The following is a 24225-nucleotide window of genomic DNA, read 5'->3' on the forward strand; positions in this document are numbered from 1 at the left end:
ACCAACCTTACTGCAGCAGGTACGTACACGGTATTTATTGATCCGATATACGCGAACACCGGATCCACGGATGTGCTGTTGCAAATGGATGCTACGGGTGACGGGCTGGTTGTCGATGGCAGTGCCCTTTCTGCGTCTCTTGGGCAAAACCAGAACGGCGATTACACCTTTACAGGTACAACNGGACAGCGTTTAGGTTTGGGTCTTGGCAATCTGGTTACAACACCCTCTAATGGGTCGGTGAACGTGCAGGTGTTGTCGATAGACAACTCTACCGTTCTCATCGACTGTGGGAGCAATTTCTACGCGTCGAATGGTGGAGGTAGTTGCAATCTTCCCGCGCTGCCGGCCGATGGCACGTACGCGGTTCGTGTGGTTCCTGTCTCCGGGTATTCCGCAGCTTTTGACCTCACGCTGTCAAGCGATGTGACAGGTCCGCTGGTATCTGGGGGCAAGACAAATTTTGTTACTACCCGTCCGGGACAGAACGGGCGATTCACCTTTACAGCGACTGCTGGACAAAATCTGACACTGCAGTCTCTTAATAATACTTTCAACGGGTCGGCCCAGATTGTTGTCTATGCGCCAAACGGTAGTACTGTCAATTCAATGGGTGCGTCGTCTTCAGATATCAGCACACTAAATTTAACTAATCTTGTGACCTCTGGTATTTATTCGGTGTTCATTGATCCTTACCGAGTTAGTACGGGAAGTATTTCCTTAATTCTGAATCAGGTTGGTACAACAGATCCTGTAAGCGAAACGGTATCCGGTTCCCTGTCAGTGGATTCGGATACTGTTAATATCTCTGTCAACGCGATGGCGAATTACACTTTCACCGGTAATGCAGGCCAAAATCTTGGCCTTGGCATCAGTGGTTTGAGTACAAGTCCATCAGGCGGAAATATCTCGGTTAAGGTTCTTGCTCCTGACAACAGTACAGTATTGGTAGATTGTGGGGCTATCTACGCATCCAATGGGGGCGGTTCCTGCAATATCCCTGCGCTGCCAAGCAGTGGGACCTATTCTCTGCGGATCACGCCAAATAGTGGCGCGACAGCCAACTTCAGTGCCACCTTGTCTAGCGATGTGACCGGGACTCTAGCTTATGGTGTAACAAAAGCTTTTACGACAACCAGGGTTGGACAGAATGGTCGTTATAGCTTTGCAGCAACCGCTGGGCAAGATATAAGTCTTTTGATTTTCGGCGGTAGCTTTACTGCCAATAACGGACTCGTCACGATTATTCGTCCAGATGGCTCCACTCAGGTTTCGACGTATTTCGATACCTCTACAAAAGTGTTGAGTATGAGAAATCTGGCCGCTACCGGTATCTATACAGTATTTGTTGACCCCGCTGTTACAAGTACAGGTTCGGTCAATCTGAGGACCATTGCTGATGCGGGGAATGCTCTGACTATTGATGGAGGTGTGTTGGGAGTCTCTCTGGCGCAGAACCAAGGAAATGATTACATCTTTACTGGTGTAGCAGGGCAACGTTTAGGGTTGGGACTCAGTGGTTTGACCAGTGCGTCTTCGGGGGGGGGCGTTGCAGTCAGCATCATTGAACCCGATGGTAGTGCCGTCCTGACAGATTGTGGCAGCTACGCGATTACAAGTGGAGGTGGAAGTTGCGCTCTGACTGTTTTGCCGGTAAGCGGGAATTATATTGTCAGGCTGACGCCGTCCTCAGGCATCAGCGCCACCGCCCAGTTGCTTCTGTCTTCTTACCTGAACAGTATGCTGACAGTAAATGCTGATCCTGTGAGTCACGCATCCATGCGGGTTGGTCAGGGAGGATACTATCGTTTCTCGGCCAAGCAAGGCCAGCGTTATACCCTCAAATGGGCCAACACTTCGTTTATGGGGACAATTGCTCTATACCAGCCCGATGGCTCCTTATATCAACAAAATGTCATTGACGCCTCAACGAATGCCAGCGGTTCTTTGGTTGTGCCAAGTGCCTCAATGAACGGACTTTACTCGGTAGTGATTACGCCGCTAGGCTTGGAAACAGGTAGCGTACAAGTCGGTATTACGGCTCCGGTTGACGTATCAATGACAACAAGCGCTGATGAATATGTCTATGGCCAACCTGTTATTGTGAATGTAGTGGTGTCTGGCAAAACCCCGACGGGCACGGTTGTGATCAGTGAAGTGGCCTCCCAAGATTCGAGCGGGAATGCTGTTCTGAGTTCTGCCACATTGGTGTCTGGCAGGCAGACATTCCGTCTCGCTTTGCCGAGTGGTTCGCATACGCTGAAAGCAGAATATGAAGGTGATGTACGCAACGAGGGGGGCGGGTTTTCCACGGCTACAGTTCAAGTAGGGGTAACCGACACTTCCTTATTAAGCTCAGCTAACCCGGTTGCTTTGACGAAAGATGTAACCTACCAAGTCAAAATTCGGGGGGCATCTCCTTCTGGATCTGTGTCTTTCTACGACAACGATTCGCTGATCGGTACCGCAGTAGTGTCCGGTGGGGCGGCCAGTATCACTACAAACTATGCTTCGGTAGGTAGTCATAGTATCGTGGCCAAATACAGCGGAGACGCCAATAACCTAACAAGTACGTCTAATACGCTGATCGAAACTGTAGCGGTTATCGGTGTTGTTGATACGACTTACGAATATGATGCTGCAGGTCGTTTGATCCATGTAAAAAGCGGCAGTAGCAACGGCCAATGATGTAGCTCAGGTAAAACGGCTAATCTGGGATTGAAAATTTTTGGATATATAGGAATTGCATGAGAATTTGGATCAAATACGCACGTGTATTGTCGCTGCTGATCGGAGCGTGGTGTGTCATGCCCGCCTACGCCAAGCCTTTTGATTGCACCAAAAAATGTGGCCTACCGGCAGACGCTCCATACAACAACCTTATCGTGGGAACGATTGACGGTGTTGCGACCGAGCAGCAATCTAAAAAGATTTTTGCGTGGGCACGCAGTCACGGCTACTGGAAAAGCCTGCCTGCAAGCGATGGAAAATTTTGGAAAGCTATTCAGCTTGTCTCGCTCCGTGTTAAGGGCAAGCGTTCTGTCACTGTTTTGATTAGCCAGACAGAAGCAAAAGCGGCACCTTTTATCCTTGGTGATTGGGGGCGCTATGCTCCTCATCGCGGTGGGGTGGAAAAGCCTGCTGAAGATGACAAAGATGGTTTGGCGTATTGGAATGCACTAGGATGCGTATTGGTAATTTGTCGAGGGGAAGCATCTTTTTGCGAAGGGCACTATGTGTCTGGAATTTATCGCACGAGTGATGGAATTGCCCTTAAGGATGACGGCAGGACAGTGGACATAGCAGTACGCTCGATAGATCCATACAGTATGCTGCCAAAGTGAACAGTACAGATCTGCCTGCCATTGGAATCAGATAGTTGGCGGGTGTATGTGAATAAAATAAATGGCACTCAAACGGTTGCTGTTGGCAAACGTTGAAGCGATGGAGAAAAAATGGTCCGGGGAATTAATTTGAAATGGGCTGCTGCCTGTGCAGTGTTGGCACTGGGTGTAACTGCGGCATTCGCAAGTTCACAGAATGTTGCCAATAGTGTTGTCCAACAAAGCGTAGCTCTGCAGAATCCTCTACGCTACGGAGTGTTTGAAGAGCCGTTGCAGGCTATTGGCCCATATAGCGCAGATGAGCAGGCTTCGCTGTTGTCAGCCATTCAGGCTTACCAACAACAAACTGAGGCGGTGTTGACTGAGCCGCTTGAAGCCTGGATTACTGCGCACCCACATTCTGCATGGGCTGCATCCCTGTGGCTTAACATGGGCTTGGCACACCGGCATGCTGGGGATTACACCGAAGCCTTGCGCATGCTTGAGCAAGCTCGTCTGTTGGCGCGGGCTGCGAAATCCATTGTCGAACACAAAGTTGAATCGCGTGCGTTGGCCGAATTGCTTGGGCTTGAAACGCATTTAGGGCATACCGAGCGGGTTATGCAACTTCTCAACACCCCGGAGGCTCGGGCGGGTGAGGGGCTTGTCATTGGCGCTGTCGTCCGGGCTCGGGCCGATACACTTGCCATGCGCGAAAGGCCACAAGAGGTTTTGCGTTGCGGCGTATTTGCGCTGGGGGAATTATATCGTCAGGTAGAAAACGATCCGCAGCAATTGGAAACGCTTGTTAATGCCAAGGCTGGAAAAAAGGGGCTTTCCTTTACCCAGGTACAAAAGCTTGCCCAACGCATAGGTTTTTCTACCCGCATCATTCAACGTACTGGCAGCGAGCAGATCCCGGTACCTTCCGTCGTACACTGGAAAGTTGGCCACTACGCCACCATTTTGGAAGCGCGTGATGGACGCTACCTTGTGCGCGATACCGCTCAAGAGAGCGACTTCTGGATGCGCCGTGATGTTCTGGAACGTCAAAGCAGTGGCTACTTCCTGATTGCAGAAAAATCCCATCTGCCCGCAGGGAACTGGCTCGCGGCGACGCAAGCACAAACTGATCGTATTGTAGGGGCAGGGCCAACCACCGCCAGCAACCCACATGAAGTGGGATGTAATTGTGCAAAAAAAGGCATGCCTACGTACACCGTGGCTTCTATGCTTGTGAGCTTACAGGTTAATGATATGCCGGTAGGATGCTCTCCAACCAAGGGGCCTGCCGTTAATTTTGCGCTCTCATATAACCAGCTTGATTCTGATCAGCCTTCTCTTTTTTCGTTCTCAAACGTTGGACCTTTGTGGACACATAACTGGCTTTCTTGGGTACAAGACGATCCTGCCAACCTTGGACTCAACGTAATGACCTATCTCCCCGGCGGCGGCGGGCGTCCTCATTTCAGCTACGCTTCCAGCACAGGAACGTTCGAGCCAGAAGCTCGTACGGGGGCTGTTCTGGCACGTATTGACGATAAAGATGGGTTGCGTTATGAGAGGCGTATGGCTGATGGCAGTGTTTGGGTATATGCCAAATCCGATAGCAGCAAAATATCCCCCCGCCGTTTTTTTCTGACTAAGTATATTGACCCACAAGGTAATGCGGTTTTACTAAACTACGACGATCAATTGCGCTTGAGCACGATCACCGATGCCGCTGGATTGGTGACGACACTGGAGTACAAAAACAATACCCTTGCCCCTAATGTGGGGTATGACTATAACTCTCTTTTGATTACTGGCTGGACTGACCCTTATGGTAGAACTGCCAGCATTGCCTATGATTGGGCCGGACGTATCGTTTCGATAACTGATGCAGAGGGCATGAGTTCAAGTTTTACCTATGGGGTTGCTACTGCCGCTGGTGCGAGCACGGGCGGAAGTACTCCAACGGCCGGTAGCGGTAGCTCTGGTGGCGGAACAACTGCGCCAACAACTATTACACTAGACAACATCGCTACAAATATCGTGTCCATGACTACACCTTATGGCACGACAAAATTCAGTACCAACTATGATGCCCAAACGCCGCGTAATCGCTGGATGGTGATTACCGATCCTCTCGGCCAGTCTGAGCGTATTGAGTTCAACCCAAATGCAGTTGCGAATCTTGTCTACAGTGAAGGTACTGTACCTTCAGCATCGCCTGCGCTCTACAATGGTTGGTTCAATTATCGGAATACCTTTTACTGGGATAAAAATGCCGTAGCCCAAGGCTTGGGGAGCGACTACACCAAAGCGAAAATCACGCACTGGGCGCACGATGCTTACCACTATAATGGAGCATCCAGAACATCAGGCGTAATCGAAAACACCAAAGCTCCGCTCGAAAACCGTATCTGGTACACCTATCCTGGGCAGTCAAGCAGCGTCTACACCGGGAGTCTGGATAAGCCCAATGGCATTTACAGGCTGCTCGATGATGGCAGCACCCAGAAAACGCTGAAAACCTACAACGCGATTGGTAACGTCACCAGTACGACGGATGCCTTGGGGCGTGAGACCGACTATGTGTATGACGGCAACCAAATTGATCTCTTGCAGGTTCGGCAGGTGACCGCATCGGGTTATGACGTAATCGCCAGCTATACCTATAACGGCCAGCATCTGCCACAGACTTTCACGGATGCGGCAGGTCAAACAACGACCTATACCTATAACGGTTCGAGTCAGCTTGTCGCTGTCACCAACCCTCTGGGCCAGACCACCACCTACACGTACGACAACCTTGGCAATCTGCTCACAGAGATCAATCCGAACAATCAGGTTGTAAATAGCTATACCTACGACTCGGCTGGGCGGATGGCGTCTTTAACAGATTCCGAAGGTTATACCCTCAGCTACACCTACGATAATCTTGATCGCCTGACTCAGGTTCAATACCCCGACGGTACAAGCGAGATCAATACCTACGACAAACTGGATATTGTCTCCCGCACAGATCGTCTCGGCCAAACCACTACCTACGCCTACGATGCAGAGCGGCAACTGGTTCAGGAAACCGACCCGATGGGGCATTCCTTGAGTTACACCTATTACCCGGGTGGCCAGCTCAAGACCCTCACCGATGCAAACGGCCATACCACCCAATGGGATATCGATTTGCAAGGGCGTGTCACGGCCAAGCACTTTGCCGATGGCACCCAGCAGACCCTGGCGTACGAAAACAGCATCAGCCGCCTGCATAGCACAATCGATGCGTTGGGCCAGACCCGGGTCTTTACCTATGCTAAAGATAACCAACTGACGGCCATCAACTACACCAAAGCCATCAATGCAACCAAAGGCGTCGGTTGGGGGTGGGATAATTACTATCCACGCCAGACCAGCATGACGGATGGCACGGGTACTACCCTCTACACCTATGTGCCTGCAGGTAGCCCCGGCGCTTTGAAAATGGCTACCGAAAAAGGTCCTGTGGCAAATGCCAACATCGCCTATACCTACGACGAACTGGGCAGAATCCAAACCCGTACAGTGGACACCAGCACGGAAACCTTCAGCTATGACCTTCTCGGTCGCCTGAGTAACCACAGTTCTGCGTTGGGGCAATTTTCAACTGACTATCTTGGCGAATCGGTGCAGCCCACCCAACTCACGGTGGCCAATTCACCCTATAAAACCTTGTGGAGTTATCTGGACAACACTGATGACCGCCGTCTCGCAGCCATTACCCACACGGCGCCAAGCGACGCCCTTGTGCGTAGCTACCAATACCAGACGAACGTGCTGGGTCAGATTACCCAGCGCAACACCTGGAGCCTGAACGGCAGTGTTCAACCCAGTGCAGTAGATACCAATCACGACTACACCTATGATCCGGCGGGCAACATCACCAATATCGCCACCCCAAGCAGTAGTACCGACCTGATCGTCGCCAACACCAACGCCTTGCAAAGCTTTGGGGCGCTCGCCACGACGACCGATGCAGTGGGTAATGTGACGGACGATGGTGAGCACACCTACAATTGGGACGCCGAGAACCGTCTCATCGAAATTGGTTATAAATCTGCTGCAGGCCAAAAGACCAACTTCCGTTACGACGGGCAGAGTCGCCGGGTCGCCATCATTGAGACTGCCTACACAGGCGCGACGCCGGTTGAACGTCATTACCTGTGGTGTGGTGAAGAAATCTGTCAGGAACGCGCCCAGGACGAAACCGTGACCAAGCGTTTCTATCCTGAAGGTGAATTGTGGCTCTCCGGCAATCAGCGCATTTTCTACAACCGCGATAATCTTGGCTCGGTACGTGATGCCCAGCTTCTCAATACCCAGACAGCCTGGAGCGATGGTACCCACAGCAGTAGTGCGGACTTTGATGCCTATGGTCAAGGCGCAGGCAATGGCCTAAGCTTCCAGTACGCTGGGATGTTCCTGCATCAGACCAGCGGTTTGTACCTCACCCACTATCGTGCCTACGATCCCAAACGGGCACGATGGCTGTCGAGGGATCCGATTGCGGAAAATGGCGGGGTGAATCTTTATGCATATGTGAGCGGGGATCCTATTAATAAGACAGATCCGCTTGGATTGGCTGAGTTTTGTGGAACTGTTAGTACCCCAGGAAATCCTGGTCACAAAGTTCCGTGTCCCCCCCCNCCCCCCCCACCCCCCCCAACACCAGAAGAACTTCAGTGTATTGCCGATTGTAATGTGGCGGATGAAGCGACTAAAGTCGGTGGTAGTCTATTGGGAACTATCTGTGCTGGTGCGGCAACGACGCTTCAAGGAAAATTAGTTTGTACCGGCCTTACTGCTGGTGGAACGGTTGGCAGCAGCAGGCTTACTAAACAATGCATTTCAAATTGCCATAAAAAATATTGTCCTGAAGTTAAATAGAAGAAAAGTATTGCTTTTCTTAAGGGTTCGTGATGTTTCTAATGCCTCAAAACTTTCATTACATAGAATGTATGGCATCATGATATAAGCTGTGAGGTATTAAATTTTATGGTATGTGTTGGCGTTTATAACCCCACTCCTTATAGACTTGGTCGGCGCCTGACAGGCTTTGCCTGTCAGGCGCCTGTGCATGAAGGTTAATTTCGAGATGTTGCCCTTACAACGTTGTGAAAGGAGATGAGTGTGAACCGGTTTGTAAGAGCCTTGCATGTGATCTGGCATTGTTAATACCATGTGGTTTGTGTGTTTAAATAAAGGATTCGGATTTTGCAAGCTCCGGTAGGTAAGGAAGTGTAAAAATGCGTGATGGTGTTTTGTCAACAGCAGTGCAGCGATCAGACCATTTAATGTGTTTCCGTTTCTTTGTAAGAGGCCCTATTGGAGCTGTCACTTCTGAGTCAAAGGAAGACTTTATAAAATTAAAACGGGGGGTCTGATGATTTTTAAGGTCACTTTTGGTTCATTTTGAGGTTAAAACCGTTTGTTTTTTCTTGGATGTGTTTTTCATGACAAATCTACAAAAAATTTATAAAAGTTTTTTTTGGTTTGTTGTTGCAGTGATTGTTTTATATGCTTCTATCAAGTTGATTGGTCGGTTTAATCCGTATGGGGTTGTTATATATTTTATCTCTTCAGCTATTTCTGTATATTTTGAATTATTTGTGCCTCGTCCGTATACACGAAGCCAAAAACTGATCGCTAATATTTTTGGCGGCATGATGGTTCTATCTCTTTCGTTAACAATATGGTGAGACCGGGTGGGTAATGATATGGACGCCCCTACCTGCGGCGGCATCAAAGTGCCAAAGCCGGGTAGCCGTGTAGCGTTCGTGGCATTGATTGGGAAATGTCGCTTGTTTGACGAGCTTTCTTTTACGATGGCTTGTGCTTTCTCGGTCATTGCGCGTTCGCATGCTACGCATGCAAACCCTACGGGTGCCTTCGTTGGTCGTCTGTGCTGGTACCGATTTTGACATGGTGGTGCTTTGCAAAACGTATTGACATATTTATCATGCTGGTATGTCACGCTATCGTCGGGCAACGGTGCCTGGGGCTTCATACTTTTTCACGGTGGTAAGCTTCCGACGGCGACCGGTGCTGACGGATGAACGGGTGCGGGCGGCTTTGCGTGCTGCCATTTTGATAACCCGCAAAACCCATCCTTTTGCGATTGATGCATGGGTATTGTTACCCGATCATCTGCACTGCATCTGGACTTTGCCCGAAGGCGATGCGGATTTCGGCGTGCGCTGGAATCTGATTAAACGCCTGACTTCTTCGGCGTTGCCTCCTGATCTGGTGCCGTCACAACGCTCTTCTTCCTAAACCAAGCGTCGGGAATCCGGATTTTGGCAACGCCGTTTCTGGGTGCGTCTGATTCGTGATGAAGCCGGGTAGGGTGCGCACGCGTTCGGGGTGTCGATTGGGAAATATCATCAGCATATCGTCTATGACAGGTCGACGGAAATTGCCAAACACGCATATGCCGATGGTCTGTCGCTACGAGAATCGGCGCCTGGGTGCGCCTTGAGCAAATGGTTTAAGGTGGCCTGAGTTTCTGAGGCGGTGAAATGGCCCAAGGCTTGCGGACAAATAACGGTCGAGGCTGCTGGATCCTACTGGCAATGAGTTACTAGGGCCTGTTCACAGCCGTGTAGGGTGCGCAAGTTGTTGCGCACGCGTTCGTGGCGTTGATCAGGAAATGTCGAGTGTTTGATGGTGTTTCTTCTGCGACGGCCGGTGCTTTATCGATCGTCACGTGTTCGCATGCTGTGCATGCAAACCCTACGTTGCCTCCGTCGATTGTATTTGCGGGGGGGCGATTTTGATGTGGTGATGCATTGCAAACGCGTTGATATCTTTATCATGACATGTCACGTTATCGGCGAGCGGCTGTGTTGGTTCTATATACGGTTATATAAATATCGAAATGATCAGCTTGCCATTCCCTTCATCCAGAGCGTCGATCTTTAGAGTCTGTACTGTTTTTCTGGGTACAGCCTGTGATTTCTATGGCATTTTTACTTGATTTCATTGTTCTACTCGCTCATCCTAAGGCGCCACCACAGTGGGCAACACACATAATTGCGGTAAAAAGGAACTGGTTGGAGAATACCCTCATGCACATACAGGTGATGGAATATGAATATACCGGCACGTCGGGTGGTGCTCAGTGCATGCCAAGCAAATTGGGTAGCCACAGGCTCAGTCCGGGCCAGTAGGTGACCATCAGGAGGAAACCTAACATAGTCAGCAGCCACGGCCAGACTGCTATGGTCAGTTCGGTAATACCCATCTTGGCGACCCCGGAGGCCACATACATGTTCAAGCCAACAGGTGGGTGACACATGCCGACTTCCATGTTCACTGTGATCAGGATGCCAAAGTGAATCGGGTTGATTCCCAGTTTGGTGGCAACAGGAAACAGGATAGGTGCCATGATCAACACGATTGAGGAGGGCTCCATCACATTGCCAGCAAGCAGCAACAGGATATTGACCGCCAGAAGGAAGCTGATTGGCCCCAATCCGTTGTTCAACAACCATTCAGCCAGAATCTGGGGAATGTTCTCATTGGCCATGATGAATGAGAACATGACTGCGTTGGTAATGATGTAGAGCAGCATTGCACTCATGTTTGCCGATGAAAGCAGTACGCGCGGGACATCCCGTAGCTTGAGGTCTTTGTAGACAAACACCGCAATAACGAATGCATAGACTGCGCTCATTGCGGCTGCTTCGGTCGGCGTGAAAAGGCCGGTATATATCCCCCCGACAACAACCACGACGAGTAGTAGTCCCCAGATGCTATCCCAATAGGCACGCCAGACGGCGAGAGATTCCCACACCAGCTCAAACTTGAATGTTGGAGAAATATTGGTGTATTGACCGCAAGCCTGAATCAGCGTCAGCCACCCTATTGTTAAACAAACCGGAATAAAGCTCGCCTGGATAGGGGGCAGGTTAGGGAAGAACTCAAGCATGCCGATGGACAGAGCGATGGGAATGCCAATGACAATCATCGCAATATAGACTACTCGGGTGATCCATTTGTTGCGCGTAGTCCAGGGCGCCAGCACGACCCATACCAGAGTGCTGATGAAATAGGCCATTCCACTGCTTGGCATGATGCCCAAGATCAGTGTTCCAACCACTAAAGGTGGCAGTATGCTAAATACGAGCGCATAAAAGACACCGAACATACAGGCGATTGTTGCCCGCAATCCTTCACGTCCTGGGAACAGGGTTGTACGCGGGTAATTGTATTTGCGTGCGCGATACCAAGTGGTCATACCAAGCAGAAACGCCAGCACCAGCCCCGGGATGATCCCGGCCATAAACAAGGTGCCTACGGAGGTACTGGTAGCAACTGAGTACATCACCATACAGATGGAGGGAGGGATTAGGATTCCCAGCGCCCCAGATGTTGTAATGACGCCGGCGCCGAATTGCTTGGGGAAGCCCGCTTTGACCATTGCGGGAAGCAAGATAGCACCAATTGCAACAACCGTAGCCGGGCTGGAGCCTGATACGGCAGCGAACAGTGCGCACGCAAAAACCCCTGCCAGCCCAAGTCCACCATGCCAGTGTCCGACCAAAGACGAGGCAAAGGTGATCATGCGCCGCGCCACGCCCCCATGGGTGAGGAAGTTGCCTGCCAGAATGAAGAACGGAATCGACATGATTTCGAATTTCTCGATCCCGGTAAACAATTTCAGCGCCACAGATTCAATCGGCACCTGAGTCATGGTAAACAAGAACGTGAGTACAGTCAGACCCAGAGAAATCGAGATCGGCATGCCTGTGAGCATCAATGCGATGAGTAGGCCGAAAATGATGAATGCGTTCATTTGGCTGGGCTCCCCTCGACAGAATCTTCTTCGATGCCACCAACAGCAGCGTGATCGTGATGCGGCAGCTCACCCGTGCGCGAGAAATTCCAGGCTACTTGGAGAAAGCGATAGCACATCAGGGAAGAACCGCAGGGCACGCAGAGATAGACGAGCCACATGGGCAATTCCAGATCGGCGGAGGTTTGATCTGTATGGGCAATCTTCCAGACGAAGTTGCCACCCAGATAGGCGACGACCCCTGTAAACAGTGCGCCTGCCAGGAGGCCGAAGAGCACCATGATCTTGCGTTGCTTTTCAGGCAGTTTGCGGATCAAGACATCGACACCCACATGGATGCCGGTACGCACGCCGTATGCTGCGCCAAACTTGGCCATCCACACAAACATATAGATACAGGCTTCTTGAGCCCAGCTCAAATTGACTTTCAGCATCAGATCCTGAACTCCTGGAACCGCGGAGAGGTAACGATGCGTGACGGCCACAAAAATCAGGAGCGTGGCGCTCCCCATGAGGAAAGCAATCAGCCATTCCTCAAGATGATCAAGACATTTGTTCAGCATGAAGATTTCCGCCGAAGGATTGTTCATGAGCACAGCACTGTCTCAGCAGTTGAAACAGTGCTGCGGCCAACAATCAAGTTGTGAAAGACTATTTAGGTGCAACAAAGCCGGTGGCTTTGTAGACCGCCTGAATAATGTCTTTACCTACTCGGCCTTCCATTTCCTTGTGAACCGGCATAAGTGCCTTTTTCCACTCATTGATTTCTTCTGCAGTAGGTGTGTAGATGGTGGTTTTGCCAGAAGCCTTGATTTTTTCGAGTGCGCTCGTGTTGTCAGACGCGGCTATTTCATTGGAATATTTTGCGGCGTCACGCATGGCACCTTCCAGCGTCGTGCGGATGTCCGCAGGCAAACCATCCCAGAAGGGTTTGTTGACAATCACGGCATAGGCCAGGTGGCCGTGATTGGATAAGGTGATGTGCTTTTGCACCTCATAGATTTTCTGTGTCCAGAAATTGGAGGGTACACCTTCCGTCCCATCCACAACCCCGGATTGCAGGGCCTGGTACAGCTCAGAGAAAGCCATGACCTGCGGCAATGCCCCCAGGGCACGCATCTGTGCTTCCAGTACCTTGGAAGACTGGATGCGCATCTTCAACCCTTTGAAGTCCGCCACATGATGCAATGGTTTGTTTGCACTCATGATATGGAAACCATTATCCAAATAGACCAGACCAGTGATTCCCTTGGGTTCGAGCTTACGCAGCAGGCCCGCGCCGACCGGCCCATCGGTGACGGCACGGAAAGCTGCCTGATCTTTGAAGATGAAAGGCAGATCAAAAACCTCGAATTCCTTGACGCCTAACGGGCCGAATTTCGCCAAGGATGGGGCCAGCATTTGCACGGACCCCAGTTGCAAGGCTTCAAGCTCCTCCTTATCTTTGTAGAGCTGACTGTTGGGATAAACCTCAACCTTGACTCGCCCTTTGGTGCGCTCTTCGGCTAACTGCTTGAACCGTTCGGCGGCTTTCCCCTTGGGGGTGTCGGGGGCGACGACATGGCTGAATTTGATAACGATAGGTTGATCAGCCCACGTAGGCAAAGCACCCAGGCAAACACATGCGGCCAGAATGGCCTTGGTAAAGATACGGCGGTTCATTGTCTCAACTCCTCTCTATTAGGGATCGCCCTGACTATTGGTGTCGGGTCTAAGATGAGTTATAAATGAGTTGATCCATATCAACCATTGTGGGAACCCACAGTTTTGATTCGTTTTTCATTTGTAAAAACGCCCCCTGCTACGCCATGGTTCTGGCGGGCAACCCTCATTGCCGCCGTATGCCTGATCGGCGGAGCAGTGGGGTTTGTTGTGTTCACGCTCAGGCAGGATCAGGCCGAGCAGCGCTCGACACTGATTTCCGACGTGCTTTGGCTGGAGCAAAGCCTGCGTTTCCATCTTGAACGCAATGAAGCCACCTTGGCATATCTGGCCGTGCAACTACCCATCAGCCCTCATCCTGGACCCGCCTTGACGGCTCATGCCAATCAAGCGCTGGGACATGAATCGGGGCTGGAGCAACTGCTTTGGTTTGACAGAGATCTGCAAATGCTGGGTTCCCTACCCGCAAGCTCCCGTCTTGACAATGCAGCGGGGTCAGCAGCTTTGCGGAATGTTTTGAAAAAGGTTCGTGCTTTTGCCAAGCCTGTATATGCCGGGCCGTTTGTGGATGAGTCCGGTAGCCAGCAATTACTGATTGCCGTACCGGGTAACGACGGTCAGCGTTTGATCGGCTATGTTGTGGCGGTTTTCCCAATCGATAAATTGCTGTATCAGGAAGTGCCGTGGTGGTTTTCACAGCGCTATCGTTTGAGCGTGCTGAATGCAGAAAGTCAGGAAATTGCCAGCAAATCCCGGGTCGCCGCTACCAATCCCGACCTGAGTTATGAAGTTGCTTTTGATCCTCCGGGAGGCGGTTTGAGTTTAAGGCTGGATGCATATCGCACATCTACCCGGGCTGTTCCCCTGATCTTCACAACCTCCATGGCCGTATTGGCCATTGCATTGCTCGGATGCTTGATTGGGCTGTGGCAACACTCTCTACGAAGGCAGGCTGCAGAGCAGGCGTTGCGCAGGGAATCCTGCTTCCGGCGAGCGATGGAAGACTCTCTACATACGGGCTTGCGCGCCCGCGATCTTTCTGGCCGTATCACATACGTTAATCCCGCGTTTTGCCAGATTGTCGGCTGGAGCGAGAGTGAATTGCTTGGACAAGTACCACCCATGCCGTATTGGGCACCAGAGGAATTGGATAAAACCCGTATTTTTCATGAAAGAGTCATACGCGGCGAGCTTTCCCATCAAGCTATTGAATTGCGGTTTCAGCGACGTAACGGGCAGCGTTTTGATGCCCTGATTTATGAGGCACCACTGATTGACGAAAATGGCATGCATACCGGTTGGATGGGCTCAATCGTGGACATTACCAACCGCAAACTCGAAGAGGAGTTTTTCCGCGTACAGCAAGAGCGTTTGCAGGCAACAGCGCGTCTTGTAGCGGTGGGGGAACTTGCTTCCACACTGGCACACGAAATCAATCAGCCCCTGGCAGCTGTTTCAGCATATGCCCATGGATGTCTGTGCGGAATGGAGAATGATATTCTGCCCAGATCAGAATTGATGGATGCACTGAATAAAATTGCCCAGCAATCCGAACGCGCGGGAAATATCATTCATCACATTCAAGACTACGTCCGGCGTCGTGAACCCAAAGAGGGGCATGCCGATCTGATCACGGTGGTCAATGGTGCGGCAACTTTGCTGGAGCCACTGGCGCGTCAGCGAGGCGTGCGGATGTTGATGATCCTGCCTGACGCACCTGTCATTATAGACGGAGATGGAACGCTGCTCGAGCAGGTCGTGGTCAACCTCATGCGAAATGGTATGGATGCAATGGAAACTACACTGCCTGCGCAGCGTGAACTGGAGGTAACAATCACGACCGAGGCAGACTTGGTGATCCTTGGCGTCAAAGACCATGGCACAGGCGTTTCACTAGAGGTGGCACAGAAACTCTTTGCCCCACTCTTTACCACCAAGCCAGAGGGGATGGGCATGGGGTTGAATATCTGCCGAAGTATTATCGAGTGGCATCGTGGAAGAATGTCATTCGAGAATGGCGCAGAAGGTGGCACAACATTTTACATCGCATTACCTAAAGTGAGAAAACAGTGAGTGCTACTACTGTACATATCGTGGATGACGATGAAGCTGTGCGCGACGCTATCCAGTTCTTGCTCCGAAATAATGGAATAGCGACCCGCCTGTGGCCGAATGCTGAAGACTTTTTGTCTTATTGGCATCCTGATATGCATTCTTCCATATTGCTTGACGCCCGTATGACAGGCATGACAGGCCCTGAGTGTTTTACGCTGCTACGTGAAAGAGGCTGTCAAAGCCCGGTTATTTTCCTGACAGGGCATGGTGATGTGCCGATGGCCGTGGAGGTTTTACGGCAAGGGGCAATGCACTTTCTGGAAAAACCCTTTGACCGGGAAACCCTGTTACGTACAGTACGTGAAGCGCTGGAGCAGGAGGCTCATCGAATCGAACAGCTGCAAGCGCAGGCCCTCCTGAATCATTGTCTTGCAAGTCTGAGTCCAAGAGAGCTGGAAGTCATGGAAAAAATCCTCGACGGTAAGCAAAACAAAGTCATAGCTGACGAATTACTGATTACGGTGCGGACCGTGGAAGTTCATCGAGCAAGTGTTTTTGAGAAAATGGGGGTCCGCTCCGCAGTTGAATTGGCCCGACGAACTGCTGGACAGAAGTGATTGTCGAGATAGGCTTTGATCTGATATGTCTCGGTAACGTTCACCGTTGGTCTTGTGGTAAGCCCATCAATTTTCTACATGCTGATTATCGAGCTATATCAGGTATTTTCGTATTGTCTACAAGTAATTGAGCCAAGGTCGTGTAGTCAATAGGACGACTGAACAGATAACCCTGACCCGCCATGCAACCAAGTTCTCGCAGAAGAGACGCCTGCTCTGGCTGTTCAATGCCCTCAACAATGATTTTCATATTGAGTGACATAGCAAGTGCAACAATCGCCCTAATAATAGAGATTCCATCAGTTTTTTCTGGTAGGTACTGAATGAAAGATCGATCTATCTTAATACGATCAATGGGTAAATCGCGTAAAACGCTGAGCGAAGAGTAACCTGTACCAAAATCATCAATACTGGTTGCGATTCCAAGTTGCTTCAGATCGCAAAGAATCTGAACGCTGCGATCGATAGTTTGCAGAGTGCTTTCCGTTATTTCTAGCTCCAACGCGTTTGCGGGGAAGTGTGTTTGTGTGATGATTTCACACACCGTAGCTATGAAGTCGTCACGTCGGAATTCAAGCGCTGAAACGTTGACTGCCAAACGCAATTGCAGCCCAGACGAATCGGTTAGGCCCACAATATCTCGGCACGCGCGCTCAAGAACCCAACGTCCGAGGCTATCGATAACCCCGCTTTCCTCAGCAATCGGAATGAAGCGGCCAGGCGGAATCTCGCCCAGTTCAGGGTGCTTCCAACGAACTAATGCCTCAACACCAAAAATTCGTCCGTCGTCCAAGTCTACTTGCGGTTGGTAAAGAACGCTGAGCTGATTTTCTTCGATAGCGCTACGCAATCCCTGCTCCAAGGTTAGCCGCTCATTGTTGTGCTCCGCCATGTCCAGGGAATAGAAAGAGTATCGATTGCGGCCGGCTGATTTGGCCGCATACATGGCGATATCTGCAGCCCGCATTAAAAAATGACTATTGCTTCCATCATCTGGGTAGATTGCAATGCCGATGCTGCCTGAAACCGTGATTTTCTGATTATTCAGATTCACAGGCAGACGAACCATATTTAGAATTTTCTGAGCTAAGTCTGCTGCATGCTTTTTTTCTGTTCCACCAGAGAGAATCACGAATTCATCTCCCCCCAGGCGCGCAACCGTATCGACACTTCTCAAGTTTTCACGCAAACGTTCAGCAATGGTTCTTAATAACTCATCCCCCATTCCATGACCAAGCGTGTCATTTACGACTTTGAAACTGTCTAGATCTAAAAAAAGTAGCATGCAGGACTTCTGTTGACGTCGAGCTACTTCGATCATTTGATTGAGCCGGTCGTCAAAGAGCAGTCGATTAGGTAATCCGGTTAAAGGATCGTGGTGCGCCAAATGGTTCAACCGTTCTTCAACGACATGAATTTCACTAACATCAGAGAAGGCGATCACAAAGTTACTTATGTTACCTTGAGCATTACGAACGACACTTAAACTTTGCCAAGCGGGAAAATGCTCCCCGCTGCGTCGCTGACAGATGACTTCCCCTTGCCAATAACCATCGCTGCTGGCTGCGAGTTCTGAAAAAAATAATTTGCTGTGACGCCCGGGTCGCTGAATGCCCAGCAGAATGTCAGTATCAAAACCTAGGGCTTCGTTCTCACTGTAACCTGTGATGCGCGTAAATGATGCGTTGATGGCAACAACACCAAGGTCTGCATTAGCGATAACGATGGCTTCTGCAGCTGTATGGAAGACCACACTGGATTGGCGCAGACTGTCCTCGGTGTGGCGACGCGAGGTGATGTCCTGCAGGATACCGATGATCCTGCGTTCGTTACTGCTGCTAGAGTAGGCCTTGAGCGTAGCCTCCAGAAAATGGGGACCACCGTTGGAGCGTACTGTCCGGAATTCGATACGCAAGGCTTCTCCGCAGGAGATTGCTTCGTTCAGCGCTGCTACAACATGCTCCCGATCATCAGCATTGACACGATCGGTAAAAACCTCCCAGGACTCATCCAGGGGAACATGCCGCTCTCCGAACAGTGCGCCAAGATGGCCGTCTCCATGCATTCGATTTGTCTTTGGCAGCCATTCGAAGACGCCAAGCGATGCTGCGTCAAGCGCTAGTTTGAGGCGATGTTCGCTATTTTCGACGGCGATTTCCACATCACGCCGGGCCAAAGCCATCTGGATCGAAGCGTGCAATTCGCGTACATCCCAAGGTTTGACCAGATAGCCGAAGGGTTTGCTGTCTAGCGCACGACGTAGCGTATCGTCTTCGGCAAAGGCCGTTAGGTAGATGACGGGAATCTGGTGATGCAACTGGATTTGAGTTGCGGCCTCAACTCCATCCATGCGTCCTTCAAGGTGAATATCCATCAGGACTAGGTCTGGTGCTACCTGGGCAACGCAGGCTACTGCTTGTTCACCGCTTCCCACCATGGCACTGACATGATAGCCAAACGATTGTAGCTGGTTCTTCAGATCGAAGGCGACAATCCGTTCGTCTTCAACCAGCATTAAATTGATCGGGGAAGAAGCATTCATGACGGCCCCCTTGGGTATGTATCCACGGGAAAATAGAGGGAAAAACGTGTCTGCGGTGTTGAGACTATTGAGATGGAGCCTTTCAGTTGATCGGCCAACAGCGGTACGAGTTGTAAGCCAAGTGATTTCACACTGGCTAAGTTGAAGACCGCCGGTAAGCCAACGCCATTGTCGGCAACCACTAATTCCAGTTCATTTTCGTTCTGATGCAGCTCAATACAAACCTCTCCAGACCGTCCTCCCGGGAAGGCGTGCTTGAAAGCGTTGGTCACCAACTCATTGACGATCAAGCCACAAGGGATCGCACGATCAAAATCAAGAAATTGCGGTGGGGATGGCAAGACGCAACGCAAGGTGACGTATACGCTTTCCTCACGATAGCTACTGAACAACAGTTGGGCGAGACGCTCCAGATATTCACCAAGATCTATGCGCGAATAGTCCTTACGCTCGTACAGCAGTTGGTGGGTTAGTGCCATTGCCCGGACGCGGCTCTGACTTTCACTCAGAATGGAACGCAGTTTTTCATCACCAGCATGCGTTGCTTGCAGGTTGAGCAGGCTGGCAATAACTTGTAAGTTGTTTTTAACCCGATGGTGAACTTCGTTGAGAAGGACGGTTTTTTCCTCCAACGCTTTTTCCAGTTTCTGCTGTGCCCGTCGGCGTTCCGTAATATCAACAATGGATGCAAGGGTCATTACACCCTCGTCAGTTTCAATAGGGTTCAGACCTATTTCGACAGGAAACTCGGTTCCATCCGCGCGTAAAGCAAACAGATCACGCCCGACACCCATTGGACGGGGTAGGGGGGTTTTGAAAAAGCCATTGCGGTAATGTACGTGTTCGTGGCCCAATCGTTTCGGAACCAGCATCTCGATTGGTTCGCCAATCAAGGCACTACGTAGAAAACCGAAGAGCTGCTCGGTTTGCGCATTTACCAGAATAATGCGGCCACTGCTATCGACCATAACCATTGCACTGGGGGCATATTCCACGACACGACGAAAACGTTCTTCCAAACGTTTTCGTTCAGTAATATCTACAATTGAGGCTAACACCATGAAACGATTATCTGACTCGATTGGAGTCAACCCGATCTCAACGGGAAATTCGCTTCCATCTCGGCGCCGCGCGAACAGATCGCGGCCAATACCCATGGGGCGTGGATGTGGATCAGCGGAGAATCCTTTGCGGAAGCCTGGATGCTTTCCCGCAAATCGTTCTGGAACAAGGTTTTCAATAAGCTGACCGAGCAACTCTTCACGGTTATAGCCGAACACCCGTTCGGCCTGCGCGTTGGCTAATACTATGTGTCCAGTCTCATCAACGAGAACCATAGCGTTCGGAGCCCATTCAACAACTTTGCGGAACGAATCGCTATCAGGCAGAAAAGGCGCAGCTTCAGGCATAGACAAGGCTCTTGGTGGGGGCACGCTGAAACTTACCTGCGTTAAGCACATGAGGCAGCTTTGCTAGCATATTGGCTGCAGTCCGGACTCTACAGAGCTTAAATTAATCCCACTTTAACTTAACGGGAATAAAATGATTTATTCACTAAATAGTAAGAAGAAATTCGTTCTAGTTTCTTCCTAATACGATTGCAAATCATTTTTATTTTGAATGTTTTTTTGATAGTGCCACCATAAGATACCCGCCTATAGAGCGATGTAGCGAATCTGAACGGCCGCTTTCTTTGCCGACATAGACGTTCGACAGGAGGATGTTTTCATCAACCTGGTCGAGGGCAAAAAAATGAATTGGTCGTTTGGCAGCGGCGTTGCCCAGTACCTGACTTGATTCACAGGCCACATACTGGGTCTCATTGCGCTTAAGCGGCCGCAGTCAGTGATTTTGCTGTCATTCTTAATGCTACGGCTGACTGTTCGCTTTGGCCGTGATCCGTACGTTGAGGATCAGACAGAGCGACAGGCTTCACTGTTTTCGTAGACTCAGCGTCGGCCTGAGCGGTCGTTGGCCCTATACCGGAAATCGGATGGCAATATGCCGTTTTCCCGTCACTCCCTTAGCAATCCACACAATCATACCGACGTATCAACATTCAGTCGCCTTCGGTCGGCAAAGATAATTCTCAAACATTGCAACAATTTCTGTAATCAGGCGTGGATTATCAAGCAACGCTGGTTGTTCGGCGGTGACGTTGTGGATGATTGCTTCGGCTGCAATGCTCATGATGTAGATTGCAAAGTCTGGGTCGGGCACGTTCCTCATGAATGGCTTCAGAGACTCCAGCATTTGTCTTCGAAGGTCCTTTTTCTCCTCTGGCATGCATCGTAGCGTGCGCGGCAACTCTTCCGTGATGGCCTTGTGAACGGCGGGAGCGACCCGGTGCTCAACGATGAGCATTTCGCTGATTACGGTGAGTGCTTCTCGAAGGGACGGTTGTTTTGGTAAAAGCCCCAGAGTTTTGTGCAACTCCGTACGGGTTGCCACTGCGTGCCGTCGCTGCAATTCGGCAATTACAGCCTCCTTGTTAGGAAAAAACTGGTAGAGCGACCCGATATTGACGCCAGCACGCTCGGCGACGGCGTTCGTCGTAAGTCCTTCCCATCCGACTTCGGTCAAAATGTAAGTAGCGGCTTGGATAATCGCATCAACGGTGGCACGAGAACGTGCTTGCACCGGGGTTTTTCTTGGGTTAGTGGTCAGTCGGCTTCTGCTCACGGACGGCTCCCGAATGCGAGTTTCCAAAATACAAGTTTTAACTTACGATTTTGTGCATGAAAACACATGATCTGTCACGTCCATGGGACGCCTTCCAAGCCGCGAACCGCTTTCGTCGGGCGATTCGTAAATTCAACTCAATTCCTGTTCTAGAGGATGATGTGCTGGCTTTGCTTATCGAAGCGGCCTTCGCTCCCTCAAGTGGAAACCTCCAACCCTACCAACTGCACTGGATTCGCGAACCAGCAATGAAGGCCTGCGTCGCGTCGGCGTGTAATGGACAAAAAGCAGCCGTTTCTGCGTCAGATCTTATTGTCGTTGTCGCAAATCCAGCATTTGGGAAACAAACTGCTCTGGCCCAGCTCGCGCATGTAGAAGCCTCATCGAAGCTGGGGCCTGACTCCAAGGCCTATTACCGTAAGCAAATAAGGATGTTTCAGAAAATCCTTGGGATCGGATCATCCGCTTTGTGGTCACCACTTCTCGTGCTTGCGGCGCTGATTCGCCCCTGTTTGTCACTGCTTCCAGTTAGCCACCTCGGGAGCAGGCACTGGGCTGCGCGAAATGCCGTTTTCGCCGCTCAAACCCTCATGCTCGCCGCCGCCGCGAAGGGGATCGACTCGTGCCCAATGGAGGGTTTCTCCGCGTCCAAGGTCGCGAAGCTCCTGGAGCTGCCACGAGGATCGGTGATTCCCGTCGTTATCGCACTTGGTTATCGCGCCGACGACGCAAGGATTGAGGACCGTTGGCGTCGTCCAATGACCGACGTCGTTGTCTCACACTAAAGACGGATCAAGCCAATTTGTGCGGATGACCTCAATACTGGGGTGCCCGCCTCTGTCAGGGAATGCAGCCGCCATACAACAGTATGAATCGTTACCCATTAAATTATGAAACGCTTTGTGCTTCCGACTTCGCTTCTGGTCATCGTGCTGTGGGCTGCAATGCAACCAATCGAGGTGCTGACCCTTTCAGCCTCGTTTCTGCCCATGCGGGTGGCACTAAATTCACTGACTGGCGCACTTGCATTGTCCTGGATGGGGCTCTGTATGCTATTCGCTCTTCGACCAATTTGGCTGGAAAGCCGAATGGGAGGATTGGATAAGCTATATCGAGTTCATAAGCACATCGGAATCGGAGCCTTGCTGTTGGTGGTGGCGCACTGGCTGACATACCTGTCGCCAAACATACTGATGGATTTAGGTTGGATAGAAAACGTAACCGGCCCCAGTCACCATCACGGTAGGGGGAGCGGCTCCTTGACCGGTGGATCAAGAGAGCTGGGTGAAGTATCGGCCATACTGGTGATTGCCTTAAGTCTTGTAGCATTACTACGCTTCGTGCCCTATGGATGGTTTCGCAAACTACACAAAGGTTTCCCGGTCGCTTTCCTGCTAGGGGCAATCCATAGCGTAGTGCTCATGCCGCATGGAACTACAGCCACCCCATTTAGGATTCTGGTTGCAGTCATTTCCTTGACCGGTAGCGCTATCGCCATTCGATCATTGGCCGGACTGATTGGGCGCAGTCGCCAACATAAAGGGGAGGTTTCGAGTATTGCGCAAACCGAATCTGGGGTACTCGATCTTCAAGTCATGCTCAGATCCGACTGGCCAGGGCACAAGGACGGACAATTCGCTTTGTTGACGCTGGACCGCAGGGAAGGAGCGCACCCATTCACGATCGCGTCGCACTGGGAGCGAGCTGGGCACCTGCGGTTCGGCATCAAGCCACTGGGAGATTACACTCGCAAGCTAAAGGGAAACATCAAGTGTGGTGATGCTGTAATTGTCGAAGGTCCCTACGGAGGCTTCGATTTTGGTGATGTTTCTCATAATCAGGTGTGGGTCGCAGGTGGTGTCGGCATTACAGCCTTTTTGGCGCGACTTGAAATGCTGGCGCAAAATGGCAATACGAAAAACAAGATTCACTTTTTTTATTCCGTCAGCTCTGATGAAGAGGCTTCGTTTCCTTGCGGGCTCGAAGATCTATGTACAGAAGCCAATGTCAAACTGCATCTCAGGGTTGTTAATCGCGACGGGCGAATTGAATCGGATGATATTGCGAAATTCGTAGCGCCCTCCTGTGAGGTGTTTTTCTGCGGCCCCTCACGCTGGGCAGAAGATCTTCTGGCTGTGTTGCAGCAGCGCGGCAGATTTTCCTTAGAACGCTTTCATCGGGAATTTTTTGAGTTTCGTTGAGTGCGTATTGTCACAGAACTGCTGACGGCTCCCTCTGCACGCCTATGACAGCTGTCCTGACATAAGACCAGTTGTTTGCATTCACGCGCTTGGAAATCTTCCGTTGAACGCAATCTAGTCGTGGGAGGCAAACCGATTCATTGCTGTCTGATTATCATTGGCATCCGAACGTCTGCATTGGCCGACGATGAGTCGGCGAAAGCAGTGAAGCCTGTAGTCGCCTCTGCCGGTTCGAACCTCGGCGCCCGGAGCTCGGCCTTTGCCGCCGCTGATGCCAACGGGTTAGAATGACCGCTTCCGGCTAGTTGCGGGCACTCACGGGAGGCAG

The 24225-nt window shown here is 50.9% G+C and carries 16 protein-coding genes; 10 read left to right on the forward strand and 6 right to left on the reverse strand.

Translation table 11 applies throughout. The features are described from left to right. The first annotated feature begins 819 nt into the window (after positions 1-819). The 5 genes from B145_RS28130 to B145_RS27000 all read left to right on the forward strand — a co-directional run bounded on the left by B145_RS28130 (position 820) and on the right by B145_RS27000 (position 9614). Positions 820-2688 (forward strand): Ig-like domain-containing protein, encoded by a 1869-nt coding sequence (locus tag B145_RS28130; protein ID WP_425425592.1) that lies wholly within the window; start codon positions 820-822, stop codon positions 2686-2688. A 59-nt stretch (positions 2689-2747) separates the two neighbouring features. Beyond that, entirely contained in the window at positions 2748-3344 is a 597-nt protein-coding gene (locus B145_RS0113300) for a hypothetical protein (RefSeq protein WP_018607958.1), read from the forward strand. Between the two features lie 687 nt (positions 3345-4031). Continuing rightward, positions 4032-8228, forward strand: coding sequence for an RHS repeat-associated core domain-containing protein (locus tag B145_RS0113305; protein WP_425425593.1), 4197 nt, complete (start codon positions 4032-4034; stop codon positions 8226-8228). 566 nt (positions 8229-8794) lie between these two features. Then, the gene (locus tag B145_RS28655) at positions 8795-9040 is read left to right on the forward strand and encodes a hypothetical protein (protein WP_157288413.1); all 246 of its coding nucleotides are present in this window, start codon (positions 8795-8797) and stop codon (positions 9038-9040) included. 268 nt (positions 9041-9308) lie between these two features. Then, a complete protein-coding gene (locus tag B145_RS27000) occupies positions 9309-9614 on the forward strand; it encodes an REP-associated tyrosine transposase (RefSeq protein ID WP_018607961.1) in 306 nt (101 codons plus the stop codon). 844 nt (positions 9615-10458) lie between these two features. Here B145_RS27000 and B145_RS29350 read toward each other — a convergent pair. From B145_RS29350 to B145_RS0113325, 3 genes are all read right to left on the reverse strand, one after another. Continuing rightward, positions 10459-12138, reverse strand: a complete 1680-nt coding sequence (locus B145_RS29350; RefSeq protein ID WP_018607963.1) for a TRAP transporter large permease — start codon at positions 12136-12138, stop codon at positions 10459-10461. Beyond that, the gene (locus tag B145_RS0113320) at positions 12135-12701 is read right to left on the reverse strand and encodes a TRAP transporter small permease (protein WP_033407219.1); all 567 of its coding nucleotides are present in this window, start codon (positions 12699-12701) and stop codon (positions 12135-12137) included. Before B145_RS0113320 ends, B145_RS29350 begins: the two co-directional genes overlap by 4 nt. 88 nt (positions 12702-12789) lie before the next feature. Beyond that, positions 12790-13800, reverse strand: coding sequence for a TRAP transporter substrate-binding protein (locus B145_RS0113325; RefSeq protein ID WP_018607967.1), 1011 nt, complete (start codon positions 13798-13800; stop codon positions 12790-12792). 564 nt (positions 13801-14364) lie between these two features. Between B145_RS0113325 and B145_RS0113330 the strand changes: the two genes are divergently transcribed. Further along, positions 14365-15873, forward strand: a complete 1509-nt coding sequence (locus B145_RS0113330; protein ID WP_169558555.1) for a sensor histidine kinase — start codon at positions 14365-14367, stop codon at positions 15871-15873. Then, positions 15870-16472: a response regulator transcription factor gene (locus B145_RS0113335; RefSeq protein ID WP_018607971.1), complete on the forward strand. Its 603-nt coding sequence runs from the start codon at positions 15870-15872 to the stop codon at positions 16470-16472. Before B145_RS0113330 ends, B145_RS0113335 begins: the two co-directional genes overlap by 4 nt. A gap of 85 nt (positions 16473-16557) precedes the next feature. Here the strand turns inward: B145_RS0113335 and B145_RS0113340 are convergent, their stop codons facing one another. Beyond that, complete coding sequence (locus B145_RS0113340) at positions 16558-19014, reverse strand: two-component system response regulator (RefSeq protein WP_018607973.1); 2457 nt, start codon at positions 19012-19014, stop codon at positions 16558-16560. After that, entirely contained in the window at positions 19011-20423 is a 1413-nt protein-coding gene (locus B145_RS25600) for a sensor histidine kinase (protein ID WP_018607975.1), read from the reverse strand. The genes B145_RS0113340 and B145_RS25600 overlap by 4 nt, the downstream gene beginning before the upstream one ends. 292 nt (positions 20424-20715) lie before the next feature. On the opposite strand from B145_RS25600, the gene B145_RS29355 reads away from it, so the two are divergent. Beyond that, a complete protein-coding gene (locus tag B145_RS29355; RefSeq protein WP_281167671.1) occupies positions 20716-20811 on the forward strand; it encodes a tautomerase family protein in 96 nt (31 codons plus the stop codon). A gap of 255 nt (positions 20812-21066) precedes the next feature. Here B145_RS29355 and B145_RS0113350 read toward each other — a convergent pair whose 3' ends face one another. Further along, on the reverse strand, positions 21067-21696 hold the full coding sequence (locus B145_RS0113350; protein WP_026259119.1) for a TetR/AcrR family transcriptional regulator: 630 nt from the start codon (positions 21694-21696) through the stop codon (positions 21067-21069). 56 nt (positions 21697-21752) lie between these two features. Between B145_RS0113350 and B145_RS0113355 the strand changes: the two genes are divergently transcribed. Then, on the forward strand, positions 21753-22481 hold the full coding sequence (locus B145_RS0113355) for a nitroreductase (RefSeq protein ID WP_018607979.1): 729 nt from the start codon (positions 21753-21755) through the stop codon (positions 22479-22481). Positions 22482-22586: 105 nt separating this feature from the next. Beyond that, positions 22587-23897 carry a ferredoxin reductase family protein gene (locus B145_RS0113360; RefSeq protein ID WP_018607981.1) on the forward strand — a complete coding sequence of 437 codons (1311 nt, stop codon included), beginning with the start codon at positions 22587-22589 and terminating at the stop codon, positions 23895-23897. Positions 23898-24225: the final 328 nt, after the last annotated feature.

Origin of the sequence: Uliginosibacterium gangwonense DSM 18521, assembly GCF_000373965.1 — a bacterium.
GTDB lineage: Bacteria > Pseudomonadota > Gammaproteobacteria > Burkholderiales > Rhodocyclaceae > Uliginosibacterium > Uliginosibacterium gangwonense.